General features: G+C 72.6%; 17 protein-coding genes. 6 read left to right on the top strand and 11 right to left on the bottom strand.

The features are described 5' to 3' along the window. The first annotated feature begins 82 nt into the window (after positions 1-82). From DEI85_RS03710 to DEI85_RS03700, 3 genes are all read left to right on the top strand, one after another. Positions 83-1174: a LacI family DNA-binding transcriptional regulator gene (locus tag DEI85_RS03710; protein WP_181430116.1), complete on the top strand. Its 1092-nt coding sequence runs from the start codon at positions 83-85 to the stop codon at positions 1172-1174. An 11-nt stretch (positions 1175-1185) separates the two neighbouring features. Beyond that, complete coding sequence (uxaC, locus tag DEI85_RS03705; protein ID WP_111090680.1) at positions 1186-2625, top strand: glucuronate isomerase; 1440 nt, start codon at positions 1186-1188, stop codon at positions 2623-2625. A 156-nt stretch (positions 2626-2781) separates the two neighbouring features. Continuing rightward, on the top strand, positions 2782-3381 hold the full coding sequence (locus DEI85_RS03700; RefSeq protein ID WP_111123410.1) for a class I SAM-dependent methyltransferase: 600 nt from the start codon (positions 2782-2784) through the stop codon (positions 3379-3381). A 12-nt stretch (positions 3382-3393) separates the two neighbouring features. Here the strand turns inward: DEI85_RS03700 and DEI85_RS03695 are convergent, their stop codons facing one another. Together DEI85_RS03695 and DEI85_RS03690 are read right to left on the bottom strand one after the other, a co-directional pair. Further along, complete coding sequence (locus DEI85_RS03695) at positions 3394-4065, bottom strand: response regulator (RefSeq protein WP_110860757.1); 672 nt, start codon at positions 4063-4065, stop codon at positions 3394-3396. Beyond that, a complete protein-coding gene (locus DEI85_RS03690; protein WP_110860759.1) occupies positions 4062-5375 on the bottom strand; it encodes a sensor histidine kinase in 1314 nt (437 codons plus the stop codon). The genes DEI85_RS03695 and DEI85_RS03690 overlap by 4 nt, the downstream gene beginning before the upstream one ends. Before the next feature lie 214 nt (positions 5376-5589). On the opposite strand from DEI85_RS03690, the gene DEI85_RS03685 reads away from it, so the two are divergent. Then, entirely contained in the window at positions 5590-5853 is a 264-nt protein-coding gene (locus tag DEI85_RS03685) for an SHOCT domain-containing protein (protein ID WP_051596490.1), read from the top strand. Here the strand turns inward: DEI85_RS03685 and DEI85_RS03680 are convergent. Further along, positions 5840-6379, bottom strand: coding sequence for a gluconokinase (locus DEI85_RS03680; RefSeq protein ID WP_111123411.1), 540 nt, complete (start codon positions 6377-6379; stop codon positions 5840-5842). The two genes, DEI85_RS03685 and DEI85_RS03680, sit on opposite strands and share 14 nt — an antisense overlap. Positions 6380-6491: 112 nt before the next feature. Between DEI85_RS03680 and gnd the strand changes: the two genes are divergently transcribed. Continuing rightward, the gene (gnd, locus tag DEI85_RS03675) at positions 6492-7949 is read left to right on the top strand and encodes an NADP-dependent phosphogluconate dehydrogenase (protein ID WP_110860763.1); all 1458 of its coding nucleotides are present in this window, start codon (positions 6492-6494) and stop codon (positions 7947-7949) included. A gap of 82 nt (positions 7950-8031) precedes the next feature. On the opposite strand, the gene DEI85_RS03670 is transcribed toward gnd, so the two are convergent. Continuing rightward, the gene (locus DEI85_RS03670) at positions 8032-8814 is read right to left on the bottom strand and encodes a hypothetical protein (protein WP_146248989.1); all 783 of its coding nucleotides are present in this window, start codon (positions 8812-8814) and stop codon (positions 8032-8034) included. 109 nt (positions 8815-8923) lie between these two features. Here DEI85_RS03670 and DEI85_RS03665 point away from each other — a divergent pair, with 109 nt between their 5' ends. Next, positions 8924-10558, top strand: a complete 1635-nt coding sequence (locus DEI85_RS03665) for a molybdopterin-dependent oxidoreductase (RefSeq protein ID WP_111123413.1) — start codon at positions 8924-8926, stop codon at positions 10556-10558. Positions 10559-11097: 539 nt separating this feature from the next. Here DEI85_RS03665 and DEI85_RS03660 read toward each other — a convergent pair. From DEI85_RS03660 to DEI85_RS03630, 7 genes are all read right to left on the bottom strand, one after another. Next, positions 11098-11877 (bottom strand): putative protein N(5)-glutamine methyltransferase, encoded by a 780-nt coding sequence (locus DEI85_RS03660; RefSeq protein WP_110860769.1) that lies wholly within the window; start codon positions 11875-11877, stop codon positions 11098-11100. Then, positions 11874-12851, bottom strand: a complete 978-nt coding sequence (locus tag DEI85_RS03655) for a ribose-phosphate diphosphokinase (RefSeq protein ID WP_111090688.1) — start codon at positions 12849-12851, stop codon at positions 11874-11876. Before DEI85_RS03655 ends, DEI85_RS03660 begins: the two co-directional genes overlap by 4 nt. Positions 12852-12912: 61 nt before the next feature. Then, positions 12913-14340, bottom strand: a complete 1428-nt coding sequence (glmU, locus tag DEI85_RS03650; RefSeq protein WP_110860774.1) for a bifunctional UDP-N-acetylglucosamine diphosphorylase/glucosamine-1-phosphate N-acetyltransferase GlmU — start codon at positions 14338-14340, stop codon at positions 12913-12915. 132 nt (positions 14341-14472) lie between these two features. After that, positions 14473-15855: an MFS transporter gene (locus DEI85_RS03645; RefSeq protein WP_111123414.1), complete on the bottom strand. Its 1383-nt coding sequence runs from the start codon at positions 15853-15855 to the stop codon at positions 14473-14475. Between the two features lie 234 nt (positions 15856-16089). Continuing rightward, on the bottom strand, positions 16090-17121 hold the full coding sequence (locus DEI85_RS03640; protein ID WP_110860778.1) for an NAD(P)-dependent alcohol dehydrogenase: 1032 nt from the start codon (positions 17119-17121) through the stop codon (positions 16090-16092). Then, positions 17118-18386 carry an ROK family transcriptional regulator gene (locus DEI85_RS03635; protein WP_284183469.1) on the bottom strand — a complete coding sequence of 423 codons (1269 nt, stop codon included), beginning with the start codon at positions 18384-18386 and terminating at the stop codon, positions 17118-17120. Before DEI85_RS03635 ends, DEI85_RS03640 begins: the two co-directional genes overlap by 4 nt. Before the next feature lie 134 nt (positions 18387-18520). Next, the gene (locus tag DEI85_RS03630; RefSeq protein WP_110862655.1) at positions 18521-19570 is read right to left on the bottom strand and encodes a sugar phosphate isomerase/epimerase family protein; all 1050 of its coding nucleotides are present in this window, start codon (positions 19568-19570) and stop codon (positions 18521-18523) included.

The raw sequence follows: 19570 nt of genomic DNA, 5'->3' as shown, positions 1-19570 counted from the left end.
CTCGGTGGCACCACTGTTCCGCCGTTGGCAACATGCGGCAACCGGTTGCCACTTGTTGCCAGACGCGAATACGTTCGGCCTCGTGAAGGACCTCTCGACGGACGGCAGCGGGCGCACGGGCGGTGCTGCCGGCACCGCCGCTGGTGCCGCGCATCGCGTCACCATCCGCGACATCGCCGACGCCACCGGGGTCGCCGCGTCCACCGTCTCCCGCGCCCTGTCCCTGCCCGACCGGGTCAACCCCGTCACCCAGGAGCGCATCCAGCGGGCAGCCCGCGAGCTCGGCTACGTCGCCAACTCGACGGCGCGGGCGCTGACCTCGGGCCGTACCCGCGCCGTCGCCGTGCTCGTGTCCGACATCACGAACCCGTTCTACTTCGACGTCATCCGCGGCACCCAGCACCAGCTCGCCGGGGCCGGCTGGACGCAGCTGCTCGTCGACACCGAGGAGTCCGCCGACGCCGAGATGGCCGCACTCACCGCCGTGGGGGCGAAGGCCGACGGGGTCGTGCTCACGGCGTCACGCCTGTCCGATGCGCAGATCGCACGGTTCGCCGAACGGATCCCCCTGGTCGTCGTGAACCGCCGGCCCACCGGCGTGCCCTCGGTGCTCATCGACACCCCCGGCGGGGTGGAGCAGGCGGTGCAGCACCTGGTGTCGCTGGGACACCGGGAGATCCTGTACGTCGCCGGGCCGGACAGCTCGTGGTCCAACGAGCGTCGGTGGCGCGCCCTCGTGCAGGTCGCCAAGCGCCTGGGGATCCGCGTCGCCAGGGTCGGGCCGCACGCACCCTTCGTCGACTCCGGCGCCGCGGCCGCCGACGCCGCCGTGCACGCCGGTGCGACCGCGTGCATCGCCTTCAACGACCTGATCGCCATCGGGATGCTCGCCCGGCTGCGCGAGCGCGGGGTCCGCGTCCCCGAGGACATGAGCATCGTGGGCTGCGACGACATCTTCGGCGCCGACTTCTGCAACCCGCCGCTCACCACGATGACCTCGCCGATCGAACGCGCCGGCCGGGTCGCGATCCGGATGCTGCTCGGACGGCTCGGCGCGCTGCCCGCCGACGAACTGCCCGGGGAGCACATGTCCGGCGCCGTCGCCCTGCCCACCCACCTGACCGTGCGCGAGTCGACCGGGCCCGCGCCCGCCTCGGCACACCGTCCGTCCTGAAGGAGTCGATGATGACCCAGACCAGCAGCACCACCCGGCTCGCACCGCACCCCGACCGGCTGTTCCCCGCCGACCCCGGGGCGCGAGCCGTGGCACGCACCGTGTACGAAGCGGTCAAGGACGCCCCGATCATCTCGCCGCACGGGCACGTCGACGCGGCGCTGATCGCCTCGGACCAGCCGTTCAGCGACCCCGCGTCGCTGCTCATCACCCCCGACCACTACGTGCTCCGCCTGCTGCACGCGAACGGGGTGGACCTGGCCGCGCTGGGACGCGCGGACCTGTCGGGAACGCATGGCGTGCCTCCAGGCCGAACCATCTGGCGGCAGCTGGCGGAGCACTGGGACGACTTCCTCGGGACCCCCGTGCGCTACTGGTTCGAGACGGAGCTGCACGACGTGTTCGGGCTCGACCAGGCACCGTCCGCCGCGAACGCGGATGACCAGTACGACCACATCGCCGGCCTGCTGGCGTCCCCCGCCTTCCGGCCACGCGCGCTCTTCGACGCCTTCGGCATCGAGGTCCTCGCCACCACGGACGGCCCGGCGGACGACCTCGCTGCGCATGCGCAGCTCGCGGCGGACCCCGGCTTCACCGGCCGGGTGCTCCCCACGTTCCGCGCGGACGCCGTGTTCGACCCGGCGCGGTCGGACTGGAGGCCCGTGGTCGCGTCGATCGGCGAGGCCGCCGGCATCGACACGGGCACCCACGCAGGGCTGTTGGCGGCTCTCCGCGCACGTCGCCGGTACTTCATCGAGCACGGCGCGACCGCCACGGACACCGGGGTGCTCGACGCGGGCTCCGCTCCCCTGCCGTCCAGCGAGCGGGAACGCATCCACGCGGCGGCGCTGCACGATGCGTCGTCGATCACCGAGGCCGAGGCGACGGCGTACCGGCACGACATGCTCTACCGCTGGGCGGAGATGAGCGTCGAGGACGGCCTCGTCATGCAGCTGCACCCCGGGGTGATCCGAAACCACCACACCCCGACGCTCGAGCGCTTCGGGCCGGACACCGGGCACGACCTGCCGGCCGTCGGGTCCTTCACCGAGCCCCTCCGGCCGCTGCTCGAGTCCTTCGGCACCGCTCCCGGGTTCCACCTGGTGCTCTTCACCGTCGACGAGACCGTCTTCTCGCGCGAGATCGGGCCGCTCGCGGGCTTCTACCCCGCCGTGTACGCGGGCGCGCCGTGGTGGTTCATCGACACCCCGGCGGCCATCGGGCGCTACCGGTCGGCTGTCACCGACTCCGCGTCGTTCACCAAGACCTCCGGGTTCATCGACGACACCCGCGCGTACTGCTCCATCCCCGCGCGGCACGACATGGCGCGGCGGGCGGACGCCGCGTACCTGGCGTCGCTCGTGGTCACGCACCAGGTCTCCGAGGAGGACGCCGTCCGAACCGCCCGGCGCATCGTGTCCGACATCCCGCGGGCGACGTTCAAGCTCTGACGCGGGCGGGCGCGGCGGGGGTGCTGCCGCGTGGTGCGAGGTTCCGTGCTTGGTGCTGCTGGGTGGTGCGAGGTTCCGTGCTTGGTGCGGGGGTTGCCGGGTCGCACGGAACACGGAACCTCGCACGGTCCGGAGCTGCGCCGGTACGGTCGGCGCATGACGGAGCGAGTGTCGGCGGCGTACAGCGCTCGAGCTGACGAGTACGCGGCGCTGCTCGGGTCGATGAACGCCGTCCACCCCGACGACCGAGCCCTCGTCGACGCCTGGGCAACCGGTCGCAGCGGTCCCCTGGTCGACGCCGGGTGCGGGCCCGGTCACTGGACGGCGCACCTCGCACGGCAGGGGCACCGTGTCAGCGGCATCGACGCGGTGCCGGAGTTCGTCGAGCACGCTCGACGGACGCACAGCGCCTCGGTCGACTTCCGGCTCGGGTCGCTCGACGCGCTCCCGCTCGCGGACGGCAGCGTCGACGGGATCCTGGCCTGGTACTCGGTGATCCACCACGAGCCGTCGCGGATCGGTGGGGCACTCGCCGAGTTCCGTCGGGTGCTCACCCCCGGCGGTGGGCTGCTGCTCGGGTTCTTCGAGGGCGCCGCGGTCGAAGCCTTCGACCACGCGGTCGTCACCGCGTACCGCTGGCCGGTCGCGTCCCTGGCGGCGCTGCTGGACGAAGCGGGCTTCGACGTCGTTGACGCCCACACCCGCACGGACCCGGGGCACCGGCCGCACGGGGCGATCAGTGCGGTGCGCCGCTGATCGGCCGCGGTGTCAGGGTTGCCAGCCCGGAGTGACGAGTCCGGTCTCGTAGGCGAACACGACGAGCTGCGCGCGGTCGCGGGCACCGAGCTTGATCATCGCTCGGGAGACGTGGGTCTTCGTGGTGAGCGGACTGACGAACAGCCGCGCGGCGATCTCGGCGTTGGTGAGTCCGACCGCCACGAGCTGCATGACCTCGCGCTCGCGATCGGTGAGCACCGAGAGGCCCGGCGCGAGGGACGACGGCTTCGCGTGGGTGGCGTACGCCTCGACCAGGGAACGGGTCGCACCGGGTGAGAGCAACGAGTCGCCGGCCACCACGGTGCGGACGGCGCGGAGGAGCTCGGCGGGTTCCGTGTCCTTCACCAGGAACCCGGCCGCCCCGGACCGGATCGCCTCGAAGACGTAATCGTCCTGCTCGAAGGTCGTGAGGATGACGACGTGCACGCCGTCGAGGTCCGGGTCGTCGCTGATGCTGCGGGTGGCGGCGAGCCCGTCGGTGCCGGGCATGCGGATGTCCATGAGCACCACGTCGGGTCGCAGCGCCCGGGCAGCGTCGACCGCAGCGTCCCCGTCGCCGGCCTCGCCGACGACCGCCATGCCGGGTTCGGCGTCGAGGAGCGCTCGGAGGCCGGCACGGATGAGGACCTGGTCGTCGACGAGCAGGACGGTGATCGGGGTCATGATCCGGCTCCGTCCGCGACGTCGATCGAACCGGCGTCGTCGGTCGAACCGCCGGTACTGATCGGCAGGCGTGCCACGACGCGCCAACCGCCGTCCGTCGTCGGACCCACGGACAGCTCTCCGCCGACCGCGGCGGCGCGCTCCCGCATGCCGATGATGCCGTTGCCGGTCGCGCCGAGGCCGACTCGTCGCGCGAAGCGGTCCGGGACGGCCGACGGGTGGTCCTCGACGATCAGGTCGACGACGTCGGCCCTGACGGTGACCACGACCGACGTGTCGTGACCGGGGGCGTGCTTCATGACGTTGGTGACGGATTCCTGCACGATGCGGAAAGCGCTCCGGCTGCTGGTCCCGGTGACGCTCGACGGGTCGCCGTGGATCCGGAGATCGACCGCGACGCCGGCGGCACGGGCACGATCGACGAGCTCCGCGACCCGATCGAGGCCGGGAACGGGACTCCGATCGGGTCCACCGGTGCTCGCGGGGCCGCCGTCCACCGAGCGCAGCACGCCGAGGATCGTCCGGAGCTCGACGAGCGCATCGCGGCTCGAGTCACGGATGTTCAGCAGGGCGTCGTGGGTCTGCGCGGGGAGTCCGTCACCGAGGTGCAGAGCCACGCCCGCCTGCAGGTTGATGAGGGACATGCTGTGCGCCACCGAGTCGTGCAGTTCGCGGGCGATGCGCACACGCTCCTCGCCCGCCCGCACCCGTTCGGCTTCGGCACGCTGTCGACGGCGTTCGGCGACCCGCTCGACCTGCACCCGGACGAGTTCGGACACGGCGATCGTCACCGTCAGCCACGCCGCGCACAGCAGCACAGCACCGAGGTCGAGCCCCGGAGCCCGGCCGAGCAGCACGTCGGCCGACGGGAGCACCAGGACGGCGACGACAGCGGCCACCGCCACGGTCCGTCGATGGCCCCGCAGCCACGCGTTCGCGATGGCCATCGTGAGCGCCGCCACGAAGGGCCCGCGGGGGCTCACGACCAGGGCGTACCCGACGGTTGTCGCCAGCGTGACGAGCAGCACCGATCGTGGCCACCTCCACCGCCACGGCAGGACGACGACGCCGGCCACGAGGAGCGCGCCGGCGAGTGGGCCGAGCACGACGGGATCGACGCCGCCGATCGCACCGTGTCGTGCCCACGGCGGACCGCCCGGCCCTGCGACCGTGATGCGGGACGCGAGGATCGTGCCGACGATCTGCACGACGGCCACCGGCAGGACCCGACCGGACCGGGCGAACCGCTGACGCCCCGGCCAGCGGTCGCCAGCCAGGTCGCGGTCGTCTTCGCGTGGCCCTGTCGTCATGGGTCGAGCCTAGGGACGTCGGTCCGCCCCGGCATCGACCGCAGGGGTGCCTGTGGACTACTCCCCGGGGAGTAGGTCCCTGGTGAGGAACGACCGCAGTACGACCGCGGGAGCAGACGGAAGTGGGGCTGCGCGGCGGACGCGTGGCGGGCCTCCAGGCCGGAGAGTCGACGTGTCGCGACAGCGGCCCCGAAACCGACCACAGGAGATCACCGTGTTCACGTCCATCACCGCATCCGCACTCACGACGGCAGCAGCCCACGGCCCGTACTGGCAGGGCGGCGGGTTCCCGTTCTTCCTGTTCCCCGCGTTCTTCTTCTTCGCGTTCCTCGTCGTGTTCCTGGTGTTCGGGGTGCTCCGACGAGGGAGCTGGCGCGCCCGCTCCGACGCCCGCGGTGTGCTGGCCGACCGGTTCGCTCGCGGCGACATCGACGCCGAGGAGTACCGCGCCCGGCTGTCCGAGCTCAGCCGGAAGTGACCGCGAGCGCGGCGAGGATCTCCCGCACGGTGTCGTCGACCGATCCGTCGATCGACACCGCGACGGCGGCCTCGTCGGGCTGCGGCCGCTCGAGGGTCGCGAACTGCGAGTCGAGCAGCGTCGTCGGCATGTACTCGTGCTGGCGGTGGGACTGCCGTTCGGCGATCAGGTCGCGCGACCCGTCGAGGAAGGCGATGACGAGACCCGGCGCGGACTCACGCAGACGGTCCCGGTAGGCGCGCTTGAGCGCCGAGTTCGCCATCACGCACCGGGAGCCGTCCGATTCGACCGCGGCGATCCGCTCGGCGCAGGCGTCGAGCCACGGCCAACGGTCCTCGTCGGTGAGCGGGGTGCCCTGCCGCATCTTCTCCTTGTTGGCGACCGGGTGCAGGTCGTCGGCGTCGACGAAGACGCACGGTTCGCCCTGCGCGACCAGGGCGTCGGTGAGCGCCTGGCCGATGGTGGACTTGCCGGAGCCGGAGACCCCCATCACGAGGACGGGCGGGTGGACAGCGAGCTCGCTCATCCCTCCACAGTATTGATCCGGTGAACTCCGGTCCCCAGTTCCCGGAACACCTGTGCGATCCCAGACCACCGGTCGTAGGTTGGGCGCCAACGTCAGGACAAAGGAGACCCTCGTGGCAGACAACAACGGTCAGGCGAACATCGGAGTCGTCGGACTCGCAGTGATGGGCTCGAACCTCGCCCGCAACCTCGCATCGCGCGAAGGCAACACGGTGGCGGTCTACAACCGCACGTACGCCCGCACCGAGGAACTGCTCCAGGAGCACGGCGACGCCGGGTTCATCGCGTCCGAGGACATCGACGGGTTCGTCGCCTCGCTGTCGAGGCCCCGCACAGCCATCATCATGGTGCAGGCCGGCAAGGGCACGGACGCCGTGATCGGGCAGCTCGCCGAACGGTTCGAACCGGGCGACATCATCGTCGACGGCGGCAACGCGAACTTCCACGACACCATCCGACGTGAGCACGACCTGCGCGAGAAGGGCCTGAACTTCGTCGGTACCGGCATCTCCGGTGGTGAAGAGGGTGCGCTCAAGGGCCCGTCGATCATGCCCGGTGGCTCGAAGGAGGCCTGGGAGACGCTCGGGCCGATCCTGAAGTCGATCGCCGCGGTGGCCGAAGGTGAACCGTGCGTGACCCACATCGGCACCGACGGCGCCGGGCACTTCGTCAAGATGGTGCACAACGGCATCGAGTACGCCGACATGCAGCTCATCGCCGAGTCGTACGACCTGCTCCGTCGCGTCGGCGGGCTCTCGGTGGAGGACCTGGTGCAGGTGTTCGACGAGTGGAACAAGGGCGACCTCGAGTCCTACCTGATCGAGATCACCGGCGAGGTGCTCAAGCAGCGCGACGCCGACACCGGCAAGCCGCTCGTCGACGTCATCCGTGACGCGGCCGGCTCGAAGGGCACCGGCGTCTGGACCGTGCAGAACGCCGTGGGCCTGGGCATCCCCGTCTCGGGCATCGGCGAAGCCGTGTTCGCCCGCGCGGTGTCGTCGAAGCCGACGCAGCGTGCCGCCGTGCAGCAGTCGATCAAGAACCGTCCGCAGATCGCCGAGGTGCCGGACACCTTCGCCGACGACGTCCGTGCGGCGCTCTACGCCTCGAAGGTCGTCGCGTACGCGCAGGGCTTCGACCTCATCATCGCCGGGGCGAAGGAGTACGGCTGGGACATCGACCTCGGCAACGTCGCGAAGATCTGGCGGGGCGGCTGCATCATCCGGGCCCAGTTCCTGAACCGCATCGTCGAGGCGTACGCCGAGAACCCGAAGCTCGAGTCACTGCTCGTCGACCCGTACTTCGCGAACGCCGTCGCCGAGGGCGAAGCCGCCTGGCGCCGCATCGTCGGCATCGCGGCCGCGTCGGGCGTCCCTGCGCCGGGCTTCTCGTCCGCGCTGTCGTACTTCGACTCGCTCGCGTCCGACCGGCTGCCGGCGTCGCTGATTCAGGGCCAGCGCGACTTCTTCGGCGCACACACCTACCAGCGCATCGACAAGGACGGCACCTTCCACACGCTGTGGTCCGACGACGACCGCCGCGAGGTCGAGCAGGAGCCGTCCACGCACTGACGACCGCGCCCGCTGCCGACGACCGAGGTCGGTGCGGGTCATCGCAAGGAGGGCCTCGCCGACCCCGGGGCCCTCCGTCGCGTCAGGCGACGATGCGTTCCCGCGCCAGGTCGGCGACGAGTCGGTCCAGCCGCGGACCGCGCCCGAGCAGCCGACGCGAACCCGGGGCGGTCCGGACGAAGAAGGTCGCCACGGCGGGGGTGTCGTCAGGTCGTACGTGGTGGATCGCCACCGCACACGCGCGGCGAGCACCACCGGAACCGCCGGGTCGCGGCGAGCCGCCGGGTTGCCCCGCGTCGCCGGCCTCTGCTGGACCGTCGAGTCGTTCCGACCCGTCGAAGCCTTCCGCCACGTCTTCGAGCCCCACGTGCACGACGCGACTCCACCGGATCACGAGCAGCCGGGTCGCCCGCCGTTCGTCGAGTTCCCACAGGGAGGCCTCGGTGGCGCCGAAGGCCCACGTCACGCGCGAACCGAGGTGGGTGTCCGGACGGATCTCGTCGACGACGCCGCGGAGTTCCGGTGTCGGCGCCGCCGGCACGAGCCACACCGTCGGGTCGATCCGCCGGATGGCGAGCGCGAGGGCCTCGTCCGCCTGCCGCCGCCGTGCCGTGGCGGTCCGCACGACGGCGACCACGATGACCACGACGCCGAGGGCGATCGCGCCGAACTCGACGATGCCGTACCAGGAGAGGTCGACGCCCGGCGCCGTGGAGACGACGACGATCCGGGTGATCAGGAGGGCCAGCCAGACGGCGACGATGACCCAGCGCAGGGTGGCGAGTCGACGTGCCGGCGACATCGGTGTCCGCCGTGCACCGCGGGCACGACCGGACCGCGGGACACCATCCGGACGCTGCAGCACGGTCCGATCCTCCCACGAGCCGCGCGCCACCTGCTGGCCGAACCCGATGAACGCGCGGGGAAGCGCGCGCACACAGCCCACGAGCGGCCGGGCGACCTACGCTCGGGCGGTGACCACCGAGACGACGGACGAACCGATCGGTCGACCGACGGCGGGTCCGTCGCAGGGCCCGAGCGGGCCCGACGGCCCTGTGACCCGACGTTGGACGCTGATCGCCGCGATCGTCGGCGTCGTGGCGGCCGCCGCGTTCCTCGGTGTCGCCGAGTTCGGCGCGCTGCTGCTCGGCGGAGCGGGCAGCCCCCTGGTCGCCGTCGGGTCCGCCGTCATCGACCTCGCTCCCCCGGGTGCGAAGGACTTCATGGTCGCCGTGTTCGGCACCGGGGACAAGGTCGCCCTGTTCGTGCTCATGACGGTGATCGTCATCGCGATCAGTGCCGGCGCCGGTGTCCTCGAACGTGTGCGCCCACCCTTCGGTGCCCTCGTGTTCGCCGCCGGTGGTGTGCTGGCGCTGCTGGCCGTCAGCACCCGCTCGGGCAGCGGGACGCTCGACGGCGCCCCGACGGTGCTCGGCATCGCGGCGGCAGTGGTCGTCCTGCGCCTGCTGCTCCAGCGACTGCGCCGGGGGGAGGCCGCGGCGAGCGTGCCGACGGCGGCACCGCGACCCGCCTCGGCGGAGCGTCGGACGTTCCTGGTCTGGGGCGTCACGACGGCGACCCTCGCGGTCGTGGTGGGCACCGCCTCCCGGCTGGGGTCGTCCGCGATGCAGGCGGCCGCTGCTGCCCGGCGGGCCATCCGGCTGCCCGTGGCGGCGACCGCTGCACCGGCGGTCCCCGCGGGTGCATCGCTCGACGTCGACGGCATCACCCCCTACATCACGCCGAACGCCGACTTCTACCGGATCGACACGGCCCTGCGGGTGCCGCAGGTCGATCCCGCCGACTGGTCGCTCCGCATCCACGGTGCGGTCGAGCAGGAGGTCACGCTGACGTGGGACGAGCTGCTCGCTCTGCCGCTCGAGGAGCACGTGGCCACCCTGAGCTGTGTGTCGAACGAGGTCGGCGGTGACCTCATCGGCACGGCCCGCTGGCTGGGCTACCCCATCCGGAAGCTCCTCGCCCGGGCACGTCCGACGGGCGACGCCGACATGGTGCTCTCACGGAGCATCGACGGGTTCTCCGCGGGCACCCCGCTCGACGTGCTGCAGGACGACGGGACGGCGGCGCTCCTCGCGGTCGGGATGAACGGCGAGCCCCTGCCGACCGAGCACGGGTTCCCGGTGCGGATGGTCGTGCCGGGCCTGTTCGGGTACGTCTCGGCGACGAAGTGGGTCTCCGAGCTCGAGGTCACCCGGTTCGCCGACGCGCAGGGCTACTGGACACCGCGTGGTTGGTCGGAGCGTGGCCCGGTCAAGCTCGAGTCCCGCATCGACACCCCGCGGAACGGATCGACGGTGACCGCGGGCAAGCCGGTGGCGATCGCCGGGGTCGCGTGGCAGCCGCACAAGGGCGTGAAGGCCGTCGAGGTCCGCGTCGGAGGCGGCGACTGGCAGCGCGCCGAACTCGCCGACTCGGTCTCCGCGGACACGTGGCGACAGTGGGTGGTGCGGTGGACGCCGACCGCAGGATCCCACCGCATCGAGGTGCGCGCGACCAGTGCGGACGGCGAGGTGCAGACGAGCGTGGACCGGCCGCCGGCGCCCAACGGCGCGACGGGCTGGCACACGGTGACGGTCGACGCGCGCTGACGGTCCCGCAACGGGCCTGCGACACGCCCACTGACGGCCGTCGAGTGGGCAGAATGCGTCGGTTCGCGGACGCGCGGGCGACACTGCGTGCCGCCTCGGCGAACCCGAGCGGCATGTCGTGACCGCTCGACGTCGGCGCGCTCCGGTCACCCGACGGCCTGGAGGCCCGGTGCCGGCCCGCCACGCCCCTCGCCGTGCTCGCGCGACACGCCACGTGCGTCGCGCCGGGGGTGCAGAAAGCGTCGGTTCGCAGACGCGCAGGCGACACTTCGTGCCGCCTCGGCGAACCTGAGCGGTGTGTCGTGACCGCTCGCCGCCGGCGCGCTCTGGTCACCCGACGGCCTGGAGGCCCGGTGCCGGCCCGCCACGCCCCTCCCCGTGCTCGCGCGACACGCCACGTGCGTCGCGCCCGGGGTGCAGAAAGCGTCGGTTCGCAGACGCGCAGGCGACACTTCGTGCCGCCTCGGCGAACCTGAGCGGCATGTCGTGACCGCTCGACCCCGGGTTCGGCGGGCCAGCGGGCAGGGGCAGGGTCAGGGTCAGGCGGGCAGGGTCGCGACGACGCAGGTGCCGTCTACCTCGGCCTCCCGCTCGACCACGGCGGAGAACCCGGCGGCAGTGAACGCAGCGGCGGACGCCTCGGCCTGGGCCTCGGACACCTCGATGACGACGGCGCCACCGGGGCGGAGCCACTCCCCCGCACCCGCGGCGATCCGCCGGTGCAGGTCGAGGCCGTCCGCACCACCGTCGAGGGCGACGCGGTGTTCGTGCTCGCGGGCCTCGGTCGGCATGAGTTCGATCGAGGCCGTCGGCACGTAGGGGGCGTTCACCGCGATGACCGCCACGGCTCCGCGGAACCGATCGGGCAGCGGCGCGAACAGGTCACCGGCGACGACGATGCCGCGGTCCCCGATGTTCTCGGCCGCGACGTCGACGGCGTCCGGGTCGATGTCGGTGGCGACGAGGTCGAGCGCCCCGACGCGACCGAACAGGGCGACCGAGATCGCGCCGGCGCCGCAGCACAGGTCGACCACGCGGTCGTAGCGCTGCAGCCGGCGCGCAGCCTGCTCGACGACGACGGTGGTGCGGGCTCGCGGCACGAAGACGCCGGGGGTCACCCGGATGCGGTGCCCGTCGAAGGCGGCCCAGCCGAGCACGTACTCGAGCGGCTCACCGGCCAGCCGACGCTGCACGAGGGTGCGGAGTCGCACCGGCTCACCGTCACCGGCCTCGAGCAACAGGTCGGCTTCGTCCTCGGCGAAGACGCTCCCCGCGGCCCGGAGCCGGGCCGCGAGGGCGTCACGCGCAGGGTGGGTCAAGCGGCGCCGTCGAACATCGAGGTCACCGAGCCGTCGTCGAAGACCTCGTGGATGGCACGGGCGATGAGCGGGGCGATCGGCAGGACCTCGAGGCGGTCCCAGCGCTTCTCCATCGGCAGGGGCAGGGTGTCCGTCACGACCACGCGGTCGATGAACTCGCTCTGCAGCAGCTCGGTGGCGGGGTCGGAGAAGACGGCGTGGGTCGCGGCGACGACGACACCGGTGGCGCCGGCGTTCTTGAGCGCCTCGGCAGCCTTGGCGATCGTGCGGCCGGTGTCGATGAGGTCGTCGACGAGCAGGCACACGCGGCCGCTGACGTCACCGACGATCTCGTGCACCGAGACCTGGTTCGGCACGAGCGGATCGCGGCGCTTGTGGATGATGGCGAGCGGGGCGCCGAGCTTCTCGGACCAGATGTCGGCGACACGGACGCGGCCCATGTCGGGCGACACGACGGTGAGCGTCTTCGGGTCGAGGATCTGGCGGAAACGCTCGAGCAGCACCGGCATGGCGAACAGGTGGTCGACCGGGCCGTCGAAGAAGCCCTGGATCTGCGCGGCGTGCAGGTCGACGCTCATGATGCGGTGCGCGCCGGCGGCCTTGAACAGGTCGGCGACGAGGCGGGCCGAGATCGGCTCGCGGCCGCGGCCCTTCTTGTCCTGGCGGGCGTACGGGTAGAACGGCGCCACGACCGTGATGCGCTTCGCCGAGGCACGCTTCAGCGCGTCGACCATGATGAGCTGCTCCATGAGCCACTCGTTGATCGGCGCGGTGTGCGACTGGATGACGAAGGCGTCGCAGCCACGGACCGACTCGTCGAAGCGGGCGTAGAGCTCACCGTTCGCGAAGGTCCGGGCATCGGTCGGTACGAGGTCGACCCCGAGCTCCTCCGCGATCTCGGCAGAGAGCGCCGGGTGTGCTCGCCCCGAGACGAGGACGAGTCGTTTCTGGCCGGTTGTCTTGATTCCGGACAAGTGCGGTGCTCACTCCCTGACCCACGAGGGGTCGATGTCGGCGACGGGTGGTCGCCGGGATCTATTCGCCGTTCGCGAGCCGAGCAGCCTCGGCCGCCGGTGTGCCGGGTCGGTGTTCCTCGACCCATCCGTCGGTGTTGCGCTGTGGGGCGTAGCTGATCGCGAGCGATCCTGCCGGAACGTCCTTGCGGACGGTGGTCCCGGCGCCGGTGTACGCACCGTCACCAATCCTAACGGGGGCGACGAACACGTTGTGCGAGCCTGTGCGGACGTTCGAGCCGACCTCGGTGCGGTGCTTGTGCACGCCGTCGTAGTTCGCGGTGATGGTGTTCGCGCCGATGTTCGAGTCCTCGCCCACCTCGGCGTCGCCGATGTAGGACAGGTGCGGGACCTTGCTGCCGCGGCCGATCCGGGCGTTCTTCGTCTCGACGAAGGTGCCGATCTTGCCGTCGTCACCGAGGATCGTGCCCGGCCGCAGGTAGGCGAACGGGCCGACCGAGGCGCCGTCCCCGATCACGGCGAGGGTGGCGTCGACGCGGTTCACGGTGGCGCGGGCCCCGACCTCGGTGTCGCGGAGTGTGGTGTCCGGCCCGACGACGGCGCCGGCGGCGATGGCGGTGGCGCCGACGAGCTGGGTGCCCGGCAGGACCTCGGCGTCGGGCTCGATGGTGACGTCGAGGTCGATCCAGGTGGTCGCCGGGTCCTGCACGGTGACGCCGGCGAGCTGGTGGCGGCGGACGATGCGGGCGTTGAGTTCACGCGCGGCGTCGGAGAGCTGCGCTCGGTCGTTGATGCCGGCGACGAGCCACGGATCGGTCAGGGTGACCACGTCGATGCGCCCGCCACGCTCGCTGATCAGCGCGGGGGCGTCGGTGATGTACTTCTCGCCCTGGGCGTTCGCCGTGGTGAGCGACGGCAAGGCGGCGCGCAGGTGCGCCACGTCGAACGCGTAGATGCCCGCGTTCGCCTCGGTGATGGTCAGCTGTTCGGCCGTCGCGTCCTTGTGCTCGACGACGCTGACGAAGGCGCCCGAAGCATCCCGCACGATCCGTCCGAGGCCGGTCGGGTCCGGGGCGATCGCACTCACGAAGGTCGCCCCGTTGCCGCCGCCGACGTGGGCGTCGACCAGGAGCCGGAGCGACGCGGCGTCGAGCAGCGGGACGTCGCCGGACAGCACCACGACGGCGCCGTCGAAGTCGGCGGGTAGTGCTTCGACCGCCACCTCGACCGCGCGGCCGGTGCCGGGGACGTCGTCCTGGTCGACGACGATCGCGTCGGGGGCGCGCTCGACGACCTCGGCCGCGACGAGGTCACGCTCGTGCCGCACGACGACGGCGACGTGCTCGGGGCTGAGCGACGACGCCGTGCGCAGGACGTGCCCGATGAGCGGCAGTCCGGCGAGCCGGTGCAGCACCTTGGGCGTGGACGACTTCATGCGCGTGCCCTGCCCGGCGGCGAGGACGACGACGGCGATGCGCTGGTCGGTCATGCACCCATCCTGGCGCACCGCGGCCCGGGCCGCCCGACGCGACCACGGCCCTGTGCCCAACCGTGCGCAGAACCGCAGCCTGTGGACGGACCGGCACCGCGCCTCCAGGCCGCGCCGACGGCACGCCGTGGATCAGGCCCGCGCGCCCTGCGGTTCCCGCTTGACGAACGCCATCAGCACCAGCCCGGCGATGAGCACGACGACCACGCCGAGGATCCCGAACCGGGTCGACCCACCGACGGTCACCGCCACGCCGAACAGCGCCGGCGCGAGGAACGACGCGGCCCGGCCGGTGGTGGCGTAGAGGCCGAAGAGCTCCCCCTCGCGGCCGGGGGTCGCCAGCCGCGCCAGGTACGCGCGGGACGACGACTGCACCGGACCGACGAACACGGCGAGGGTCAGCCCGAGCACCCAGAACCACTGCGTCTCGTTGCCGGCGGCGAAGACCCCGACCCCGCACACGGCGAGGCCGACGAGCGAGACCATGATGAGCGCACGCGACCCGAACCGGTCGTCGAGGCGTCCGGAGACGAACGTCGCGATGCCGGCCACGACGTTCGCGGCGATGGCGAACAGGATGACCTGCGACGGCGTGAACCCGAACACCTGCGCGGCGACGATCCCGCCGAACGTGAAGACGGCCCCGACGCCGTCGCGGAACACCGCGCTGGCGAGCAGGAACGCGAGGACGTTGCGGCGCTCGCGCCACAGCCGTGCGATGTCCCGGCCGAGGTCCGCGTAGGCACTGAACACGCCGCCACCGCGGGTGCGGTCGGGCGCCGCCTCGGGCACGGTGAGGAACAGCGGGATCGAGCTGACCGCCAGCCAGACGGCGGCGATGCCGATCGCGACGCGGACGTCCCACTGCCCCGTGGCGACGGTGGCCGGCAGCTGCAGGAGCCCGCCGACGACCCCGTCGCCCCGGAAGTCCTGGATGCAGAGCACGAGCAGCAGGACGAGCAGCACGATCCCGCCGAAGTACCCGGCGGCCCACCCGATGGCGGAGACGCGGCCGGTGCGTTCCCCGGAGGCGACCTGCCCGATCATGGCGTTGTAGCCGACGCTCGCGATCTCGTAGGCGACGGTGCCGATGCCGAGCAGGGCTGCGCCGAGCAGCAGGTACGGCTGGCTCGGCGCCACGAAGACCATGCCGCCGATCGACAGCGCGACGCCGATCGTGGCGATGAGGACCGACCGGCGGCGGTGCCCGGACGAGTCCGCGAGCCGCCCCATGGCCGGTGCCACCAGGGCCACGACGATCCCTGCGATGGTCAGTGCGGTGGACACGACGGCCGCGTTGTGCGCGAGTTCCCGCTCCACGATCGCCTTGCCCGCCGCGGACGTGTCGCCGACGAGCGCCGGGTCCACGAACGCCCGGCTGGCCAGGTACGTGCTGAACACGAAGGTGGTGACGACCGCGTTGAACGCGGCGGAACCCCAGTCCCAGAGCGCCCAGGAGACGAGCGCGCGCCGGTCGGTGCGCTGCGGCGCGACGGCGGCCGGTGAAGCGGTCATGCGCGAACCGTAGCGCGTCCCGGTGACGCGGCGGTGGCCCCGTTCCGGGTCACGTGCCGGACGGGAGGCGCGGGGCGGCCTGGCCCCGCGCCTCCCGTCCGCCCTGTGCGCGCGTCCGCAACCCGCGTGCGCTTCCGCCGGGTCGCTCGCTCTGGTGCGAGGTCCCGCACTCCGTGCGAGGTCTGCGCGCCGTCACGGAGTACGGAACCTCGCACCGGACGACGCGCAGCCCACTCAGGCCGGGACGCCGCCGGGGTAGACGACGGACTTGAGCGACTCCGGGTCGGTGTCGCTCTCGAGGGCCTCGCGGACGTCGTCGAGCCCGAAGCGACCGGTGACGAGCGAGTCGAGGTCGACCTGCCCGGACGCGACCAGCTCGATGGCGACCGGCCACGTGTTCGTGTACCGGAAGATCCCGGTGACCGTGACCTCGAGGTTCTGGATGTGCTCGACCGGCAGCGTCATCTCGGAGTTGCCGAGCCCGACCAGCACCGCGGCACCCGCCGGACCGACCGCCCTGATGCCGTCCGACACCGCTCGGGGTGCACCGCTCGCGTCGATGAACGCGTCGACGGGGACGATGTCGGACGCGACGGACACGGCGGTGGGGTCGACGACCTCGGTGGCGCCGTACTCCAGCGCCCGCGCACGGCGCTCCGGCACCAGGTCGCTGACGACGATGCGCGAGGCACCGAAGGCCTTCGCGACCTGGGCGCAGATGATGCCGATCGGACCGGCGCCGGCGATGAGCACCGACGAACCGGGCACGATGGCCGCCTTGCGGACGGCGGCGATGCCGACGGACAGGGGTTCCAGGAGCGCGCCGGCCTCGAACGAGACGGCGTCGGGCAGGACGTGGGCGAACTCGGCCTCGATGGTGACGAACTCGGTGAAGGCGCCGTCGACCGGCGGCGTCGCGTAGAAGCGCATGTGCGGGCAGAGGTTGTAGCGGCCGGCCAGGCACTGCGCGCAGCGATGGCAGGGGCGCTGCGGCTCGATGGCCACGCGCTCCCCCACGCGGGACGGGTCGACGCCCTCGCCGACGGCCTCGATCGTGCCGGACAGCTCGTGCCCGAGGACGAGGGGCTCCTCGACGACGAAGTCGCCGATGCGGCCGTGGCGGTAGTAGTGCACGTCGGAGCCGCAGACACCCACGGCGGCGACCCGGACGAGCACGTCGCCGGGGTCGACGGCGGGGACGGGGCGGTCCTCGACGGTGAGGTCCTGGGTGCCGAGCAGGACGCTGGTGCGCTGGGTGGAGGTCATGCGGTTCTCGCTTCCTCGGCCGCGTCGTCGCGGCCGGACGTGTGGGTGGTGGAGGGGGCGGCGGCGGGCGCCGCGGACGTTGTCGCTGGCGCTGGCGCTGGCGCCGCGGGCATGGTGGCGTCGCGCAGCAGCTCCGCGAAGCCGATCTCGGCGGCGCCACGGACCAGGACGTCGCGGCCGAGTGCCGCCGGGACGATGCGGAGCCGGTCGGTCATGGCGGCCATCGTCTGCGCCCGGACGTCGGTTTCGATCCGGTCGCCGACGTGTCCGAGCAGCGCACCGAGGAACCCGCCGAGCACGACGACCTCGGGGTCGACGGTGTGGATGGCGTTCCGCAGTGCGGTCGCGAGAGCGGCGACCTGTCGGTCGACGACCCGCTCCAGCTCGGGCCGGCCCTCGGCGAGCGCCGCGGCGAGCGCGTCGAGGTCGTCCGGCGGGGTCCTGGTGACCGCGGTGAGCGCGGAGCGCGAGGCCTCGGTCTCCAGACAGCCGACCGCACCGCAGTGGCAGCGGATGCCGTTCGCCGCGACGAAGGTGTGCCCCAGCTCGCCCGCGTACCCGTCGGCGCCGCTGAAGGGCCGGCCGGCGCTGACGATCCCGCCGCCGATGCCGCTCGCGCCGCCGTTCAGGTACACGAGGTCGTCGACGCCGCGGGCGCTGCCGTACAGCCGTTCCGCCCAGGCGCCGAGGTTGGCGTCGTTCGCGGCCCGGACCGGCAGCCCCAGGCGTTCCGCGAGCGGTGCGGCGAGGGGTTCGTCACGCCATCCGAGGTGCGGGGCGTCGCGGACGGTGCCGTCCTCGACCCGGACGATGCCGGGCACGGCGACACCGACCCCGACGATCCGGGCCGCCGGTCCGGTGCGGGCGAGGAGTGCTGCGAGGACCCGGGCGACGGCGTCGATCGCCTGCGCCGCGGTGGGCACGGTGGTCTGCGGCTCGACCAGCCGGTCGCGGACGGTGCCGTCGAGGCCGACGAGGGCGACCCCGACGGCGTCGATCTCGACCGTGACCGCGGCGGCGAGGACGTCGCCGGACGCCCGGACGACCCCGCTCGGTCGTCCGACACCGGTACCGGGGGTCCCCGCGGCGGGAGTCTCCTCGTGCACGAGACCGGCGTCGACGAGTTCCCCGACGAGCGCGAGGATGGTCGAGCGGTTCAGGCCGGTGCGCCGGGTGAGTTCGGCGCGGGTGACGGGGCCGTCCTCGTGGACGAGCCGGAGGACGCGCGCGGCGTTGCCCGGCGTCGCCGTGGGCTGCCGTGCCATGGGTCCTCCTCGTTGGTGGGTGAGGTCGTGGGTGGGGTTTCGGGCTGAGCGACGAGTTTCGCACCGGCGGGCCCCGTGGACTGTCGCGCCGTGCGAAACCTCGGCGACCGCACGGCCCCGCAGCGTGGTGCCGGTCAGCGCGACCGCGAGAACGCGGCGTCGAACGCGGCGTCCGGCGGCGCGATGGTACCGAGCTGCCGGACGAACGCCAGCGCCTCGGGCCCGCCGACGAGCCGGTCCATGCCGGCGTCCTCCCACTCGACGCTGGTCGGGCCGGCGTACCCGATGTGGTTCAGGACGCGGAACACCCGCTCCCACGGCACGTCCCCGTGACCGGCGGTGACGAAGTCCCACCCGCGCCGGGGGTCGCCCCACGGCAGGTGCGAGGACAACCGCCCGTTGCGCCCGTCGAGCTGCTTCACCGACTCCTTGCAGTGCACGTGGTACACCCGGTCGGCGAAGTCGAGCAGGAACGCGGCGGGGTCGAGGTCCTGCCAGACGAAGTGCGACGGGTCGAAGTTGAACCCGAACGCCGGCCGGTCCTGGAACACCTCGAGCGTGCGCTTGGCGGTCCAGTAGTCGTAGGCGATCTCGGACGGGTGCACCTCGAGTGCGAACCGGACGCCGACCTCCTCGAAGACGTCGAGGATCGGTGACCAGCGGTCGTGGAAGTCCTGGTACCCGGCGTCGATCATCCCCGGGGGCACGGGCGGGAACCCGGCGACGGTCTTCCAGATCGACGAGCCGGAGAAGCCGGTGACGGTGTCGACACCGAGCGCTGCGGCGGCACGGGCAGTCCACTGCAGTTCCTCGGCCGCACGCTGCCGCACGCCCTCGGGGTCGCCGTCGCCCCACACGCGCGGCGGGACGATGTCCTCGTGCCGCTGGTCGATGGGGTCGTCGCACACGGCCTGGCCGACCAGGTGGTTCGCGATCGTCCAGACCCGCAGGCCGTGGCGTTCCAGGATCGCCAGCCGGTCCGCCACGTACTCCGGGTCCGTCGCGGCGCGCCGGACGTCCAGGTGGTCACCCCAGCAGGCGATCTCCAGCCCGTCGTAGCCCCACTCGCCGGCGAGCCGGGCCACCTCTTCGAAGGGCAGGTCGGCCCACTGTCCGGTGAACAGGGTGACCGGCCGGGAGGCCCGGGTCGTCTCCGTCGTGTCGCTCGCGTCCGTCGTCGTCAT

This window comes from Curtobacterium sp. MCBD17_026 (genome assembly GCF_003234895.2).
In the GTDB taxonomy this organism is placed as follows: Bacteria; Actinomycetota; Actinomycetes; order Actinomycetales; family Microbacteriaceae; genus Curtobacterium; species Curtobacterium flaccumfaciens.
The sequence above is the reverse complement of the archived record's forward strand: the minus strand, read 5'-3'. Positions and strand labels throughout refer to the sequence as shown.

Bases quoted from the DNA above. Each gene is read 5' to 3' on its own strand.
- glmU (WP_110860774.1), bottom strand. From the start codon at position 14,340: ATGACCGACCAGCGCATCGCCGTCGTCGTCCTCGCCGCCGGGCAGGGC.
- DEI85_RS03695 (WP_110860757.1), bottom strand. From the start codon at position 4,065: ATGACCCCGATCACCGTCCTGCTCGTCGACGACCAGGTCCTCATCCGT.
- uxaC (WP_111090680.1), top strand. From the start codon at position 1,186: ATGACCCAGACCAGCAGCACCACCCGGCTCGCACCGCACCCCGACCGG.
- DEI85_RS03630 (WP_110862655.1), bottom strand. From the start codon at position 19,570: ATGACGACGACGGACGCGAGCGACACGACGGAGACGACCCGGGCCTCC.
- DEI85_RS03690 (WP_110860759.1), bottom strand. From the start codon at position 5,375: ATGACGACAGGGCCACGCGAAGACGACCGCGACCTGGCTGGCGACCGC.
- DEI85_RS03700 (WP_111123410.1), top strand. From the start codon at position 2,782: ATGACGGAGCGAGTGTCGGCGGCGTACAGCGCTCGAGCTGACGAGTAC.
- DEI85_RS03635 (WP_284183469.1), bottom strand. From the start codon at position 18,386: ATGGCACGGCAGCCCACGGCGACGCCGGGCAACGCCGCGCGCGTCCTC.
- DEI85_RS03640 (WP_110860778.1), bottom strand. From the start codon at position 17,121: ATGACCTCCACCCAGCGCACCAGCGTCCTGCTCGGCACCCAGGACCTC.
- DEI85_RS03645 (WP_111123414.1), bottom strand. From the start codon at position 15,855: ATGACCGCTTCACCGGCCGCCGTCGCGCCGCAGCGCACCGACCGGCGC.
- DEI85_RS03680 (WP_111123411.1), bottom strand. From the start codon at position 6,379: ATGAGCGAGCTCGCTGTCCACCCGCCCGTCCTCGTGATGGGGGTCTCC.